Source organism: Spirulina sp. 06S082 (assembly GCF_034932145.1).
In the GTDB taxonomy this organism is placed as follows: domain Bacteria; phylum Cyanobacteriota; class Cyanobacteriia; order Cyanobacteriales; family Spirulinaceae; genus CCY15215.
Genome location: NZ_JAYGHV010000352.1, coordinates 1 through 4,553 on the forward strand (window position 1 = coordinate 1; position 4,553 = coordinate 4,553).

4 protein-coding genes and 2 pseudogenes are annotated in these 4,553 nt (G+C 38.8%); 5 read left to right on the forward strand and 1 reads right to left on the reverse strand.

Going from position 1 to position 4,553, the window contains the following annotated elements; translation table 11 throughout:
* Positions 1 to 579 (forward strand): annotated as a pseudogene (locus VB714_RS21020) (hypothetical protein); the annotation flags it as partial.
* 80 nt (positions 580 to 659) lie between these two features.
* On the opposite strand, the gene VB714_RS21025 reads toward VB714_RS21020, so the two are convergent.
* Positions 660 to 1,169 (reverse strand): pentapeptide repeat-containing protein, encoded by a 510-nt coding sequence (locus tag VB714_RS21025; RefSeq protein ID WP_323226646.1) that lies wholly within the window; start codon positions 1,167 to 1,169, stop codon positions 660 to 662.
* Positions 1,170 to 1,234: 65 nt separating this feature from the next.
* Here VB714_RS21025 and VB714_RS21030 point away from each other — a divergent pair, with 65 nt between their 5' ends.
* From VB714_RS21030 to VB714_RS21045, 4 genes and pseudogenes are all read left to right on the forward strand, one after another.
* Positions 1,235 to 1,699, forward strand: a complete 465-nt coding sequence (locus tag VB714_RS21030; protein WP_323226647.1) for a YraN family protein — start codon at positions 1,235 to 1,237, stop codon at positions 1,697 to 1,699.
* A 99-nt stretch (positions 1,700 to 1,798) separates the two neighbouring features.
* Positions 1,799 to 3,199 (forward strand): annotated as a pseudogene (locus tag VB714_RS21035) (reverse transcriptase family protein); the annotation flags it as partial.
* 388 nt (positions 3,200 to 3,587) lie between these two features.
* Positions 3,588 to 4,244, forward strand: a complete 657-nt coding sequence (locus tag VB714_RS21040; protein ID WP_323226649.1) for a hypothetical protein — start codon at positions 3,588 to 3,590, stop codon at positions 4,242 to 4,244.
* A gap of 42 nt (positions 4,245 to 4,286) precedes the next feature.
* On the forward strand, positions 4,287 to 4,553 hold a 267-nt coding region (locus VB714_RS21045), incomplete at its 3' end, for a hypothetical protein (protein ID WP_323226650.1).

The window sequence follows — 4,553 nt, forward strand, 5'->3', positions numbered from 1 at the left end:
TATCTTTTTGAAATATCTACATGGAAAGAAACATTTAATAGTTATCCTGTAAGTAGTTTGTATCAAGAAGCATTTTCAATTTTTGAGTCTAAATTTGATGATACTTTGAGAATTTCTTGTTCGTTGAGTTTAGCTGCATTATCTGAAAATTTGATTAAACCTCTACAATCTAAATCTATATTGGATTGGGAATGTATAGAAATAAAATCTCAATCTATCTCAATTAATCTTGAGGTATGGAAAGATAGACTGCAAAAAAAGAAATTTGATCGATTGAGGATTAGCAATTTAATTGATGGGTTTCAAAGATATTTAGATATTACTTATAAACATGATGTAGAACTTTCCCGTTGGTTATCTCATGGACATATAGGATTAAATTTAATTTTTTGTGTTTATGGAAAATGCCTTTACACAGTAGCTTTAGATGATAAAAATAAAAATCCAGATCGGGAAGCAAACAAAATCACCAAGAATAAAGATATGAGATTTTCTCTATCATCTAAATCTTGGATTCAAAATCATTTAGAAAATACCAATGATTTTCCCATCAAATGTTTTCACCTATTAATAGGATAAAATAAGCAGGGAACACAACTTCAGTTAAAAAGTTAAAAGAGTGATTGTCCTATCTAAAAATCTGCAATCGAACTTTAATTCTACCAACAGAGTAAAGTTTCTCGAGTCTCTCGTCCTGTTGTCGGATTTGTACCGGAGGCAATATCGCAAAGTTTTCTTTGAATATCGGCTCTTAATAATACATTAGTAAAATCTGCACCTTCGATGATTGTCCGATCAAATAATGCGCCAAAAGCAAAGGCATCTTCTAGCACGGCATTGGTTAGATTAGCATGAGATAAACGTACCGATCCTAAAACAGCATTGCGAAGATTAGCTCCTTCAAAGTTAGCAGAATCGAGATTGGAGGAAAAGAACTCTACCCCGAATAAATTAGAATAGCTAAAGTCGCATTGACGGAGATTGGAATGATCGAAGCTGGCATCTCTCAAGTCTTGATGAGAAAAATCCTCGCCGATTAAAGTGACGTTATTATAGGAAATTGCGAGGACGGGGGAAACGAAAATATTGCAAAATGCAAAGCCCGTGATTAAGAACAGGACAAAACTTGTTAAAATTGTTTGCAGATGAGAAGGTAAGGATTTTTTCATGATTTTTTCTGTTTTTTTAAAGTATATCAGCAATCCGAGCGAGAAAATTGAGGAGGAAATTAGGTTTGAGTGAAGTTGAACGCCAAAACAAGGGCAAGCGATCGCTCGAAGTGGGACAATTGGGAGAACAAGTTGTTGCCGATTGGTTGCAAGCACGAGAATGGCAGATACTGCACCATCGTTGGTACTGTCCTTGGGGGGAAATCGATCTGGTGGCGCGATCGCCAGATGCTGCGCTTATTTTTGTTGAGGTGAAAACTCGCAGTTCTGGTAATTGGGACTTAAACGGACTTCTGGCGATAACTCCCCAAAAGCAGGCAAAATTGTGGCAAACTGCTGAGGCATTTTTAGCACAATATCCCAATTATGCCGATTTTCTCTGTCGGTTCGATCTGGCATTGGTTCACTACAAAAGGGTTCTCGACTCTACTGCGGGTTCTTCCCCTGTAATTTTGAACCAACCTGTATGGCGATCGGGTTATGAGTTCGCGTTAGAGAATTATCTGGAAGGGGTGATAATGACAGGATAAAGGAGAAAGAAGACAAAACAATACAAATAGACTATAGTGGTTTTGGTTGGATGCAAAATTTTGCATTGATACTGTAAATTGATACTGTGAATTAATGCCATGTCTGAACAACCCCGCACCCGTCAAGAACTCTACGACCTGATCCGCAGTAGGGGAAGCAAACAAGCATTTGTTCTCGAAGAGATGATTCGGTTAGGATTTTGGCCGACAGAAGGGACACTTCCTAACGATCCTGCTGACGAAATTCGTCGCGAGGGAGAACTTTTGCAAGAATTGTCAGAATTGCGCCGAGAAAGTAACTATTTGCATAGCGAGAAACAATTGCGGAAACAGGCACTCAAACAGCGCTTGCAAGAGTCTCGACGCAAACAACAGGAAACAAAAGAACGACGGGAACAAGAGAGACGCGATCGCGCTGAAGCATGGCAAAAAAGAAAAGAACGAGAGATTATTTATTTAGGTGAGGGTGTTTCAGGGGGACTTAATCATCAAGATGGCAATATCGAACGGTTGCAAAGTTACGGTTTGCCTATCTTAAATGATGCGGAACAAATTGCTGTTGCGCTGGGAATTTCTGTCGGGGAATTGCGTTTCCTCGCCTTTCATCGCAAAACTGCCACTTTATCCCATTATATTCGCTTCAAAATACCTAAAAAAACGGGAGGAGAACGGTTAATTTCTGCACCAATGCCGAGGTTAAAAAAGGTACAGCATTGGCTTTTACACGAGATTTTAGACAAAGTAGAAGTTCACGAAGCTGTCCACGGATTTCGTGGCGATCGCTCCATTTTAACCAATGCACGTCCTCATATTGGTGCCGATGTTGTCATTAATTTTGATTTAAAAGATTTTTTCCCAACTATTTCTTATAAGCGTGTCAAAGGATTATTTCGCGCTTTGGGATATTCGGAAGCAGCCGGAACAATTTTAGCTTTATTGTCTACAGAAGCAGATGTAGAAGAAGTCGAATTAGATGGAAAAACCTATTTTGTGGCATTAGGCGATCGCCACCTTCCTCAAGGTTCTCCTGCTTCTCCCGCTTTAAGTAATATTATTTGTCGTCGTTTGGACAAACGCTTAAGTGGCATGGCGACAAATTTGGGATTTACTTATACTCGTTATGCCGATGATTTAACGTTTTCTGCTTCTGGGGAAAATTTACGCTATATTTGCAATATTTTGCGCCGTACCGAGTCTATTATAGAGCATGAAGGGTTTGCAATCAATGCAGAAAAAACTCGCATTCTTCGCCGCAAATCGAGTCAATTGGAAGTAACAGGAATTGTAGTTAATGAATATCCTAATATTGACCGCAAAACCCTGAAGCGTTTTCGCGCTACTTTATATCAAATCGAACAAGAAGGCATTCAAGGAAAGCGATGGGGACAATCAAATAATATTATGCTTTCTGTACAGGGATTTGCCAATTTTGTCAAGATGGTTAATCCCCAAAAAGGGCAAGTATTTTTAGAGCAAATCGATCGCATTCGAGAAAAATGGCGTTTGGGGGAATCTAAAGCGCGATCGGTGATATCTTCTCCAATATCGCCACCCATTATTGAACAAGAAACATCAGAATCAAGATCGGAAGAAATTCTTCCAGATGGCATTATTTTAGAATGTTATAAACAAGGAAGCAAGTTAAAAATTAGAGTGATTTCCGAGGGATATAATCCAACTTGGAATGTACAAATTCCGCGCAATTTAATGGAAGAGGGTGCAAGATATCGCGTTACAGAAATTAGCGAATCTGCAGTAGGAGGATTTTATCGTATTTCTGGAACTATTCAGAAATTATCCGCATCGTAGAACTAATCACAATATTTTGTTTGCTCAAAGTTTACAAAGTAGTTAAATTTTGAACTATTGATAGGAGAAAAGCAAAAAGATGTCTTTAGATCGTACAAAAATTCAATGGTTTCGCCGCACAATGAGAGAATGGAGTCGGGAGAATTTTCGCGATTTTCCTTGGCGTAGAACCAAAGACCCTTATGCTATTTTAGCAGCCGAGTTTCTTTTGCAAAAGACCGACGCACCGACAGCCGCACCATTTTACGAACAGTTTATCGATCGCTACCCCAATTTAGAAGAATTAGCCGCAGGATCGATCGAGGAAATTACCGCATTATTGCAACCTCTCGGACTGCATTTTCGTGCCTCTCGGCTACAGGAAACAGCAACAATTCTTGTGGAACAGTATAAAGGGAAAATCCCTAAAATCGAAAGTAAATTATTGCAATTACCAGGAGTAGGAAAATATACAGCGCGATCGGTTTTAGCCAATTCTTATAATAAACCTTGTGCCGTTCTAGATACCAATGTAGCACGTATTTTAGAGCGAGTTTTCGGCTTAAAAGGAGGGGGAGTAAAATCTCGCGATCCTTTATTATGGCGTGCAGCCGAACAGGTTGCACCTAAGACAAAAGTAGGGATATGGAATTTAACATTAATTGATTTTGGAGCAGCAGTTTGTACGGCAAAAAATCAAAATTGCTCCGATTGTCCTTTGCAACGTCAATGTCATTATTTTGAGTCGAGTTTATGAGATGCTTAAGTATTGATGCGATCGCGGGCAATATCTGCTATAATGAAAGCAAGCAAAAATGAATTTCTTCCTGAGAAAATTCCTGAATATTTGCCAAAAGAATACTTTTCATACCTTGAATTTCTCTGGTCAACCAATCATTCAAATAGGTCAGGCTATATGTCATCAAAATCATCTCAAAAACCCGCCAGCGATAATCCCAATAAGCAACCAGAAAGCAAATCGACTCTGGATGAGATTCGTGCAACAAGATTAGAGAAAGTCGAACAGTTAAAACAAGAAGGATTGAATCCTTTTGCTTATAAATGG

Coding starts and splice junctions, on each gene's coding strand:
- VB714_RS21025 (WP_323226646.1), bottom strand. CDS start 1,169: ATGAAAAAATCCTTACCTTCTCATCTGCAAACAATTTTAACAAGTTTT.
- VB714_RS21040 (WP_323226649.1), top strand. CDS start 3,588: ATGTCTTTAGATCGTACAAAAATTCAATGGTTTCGCCGCACAATGAGA.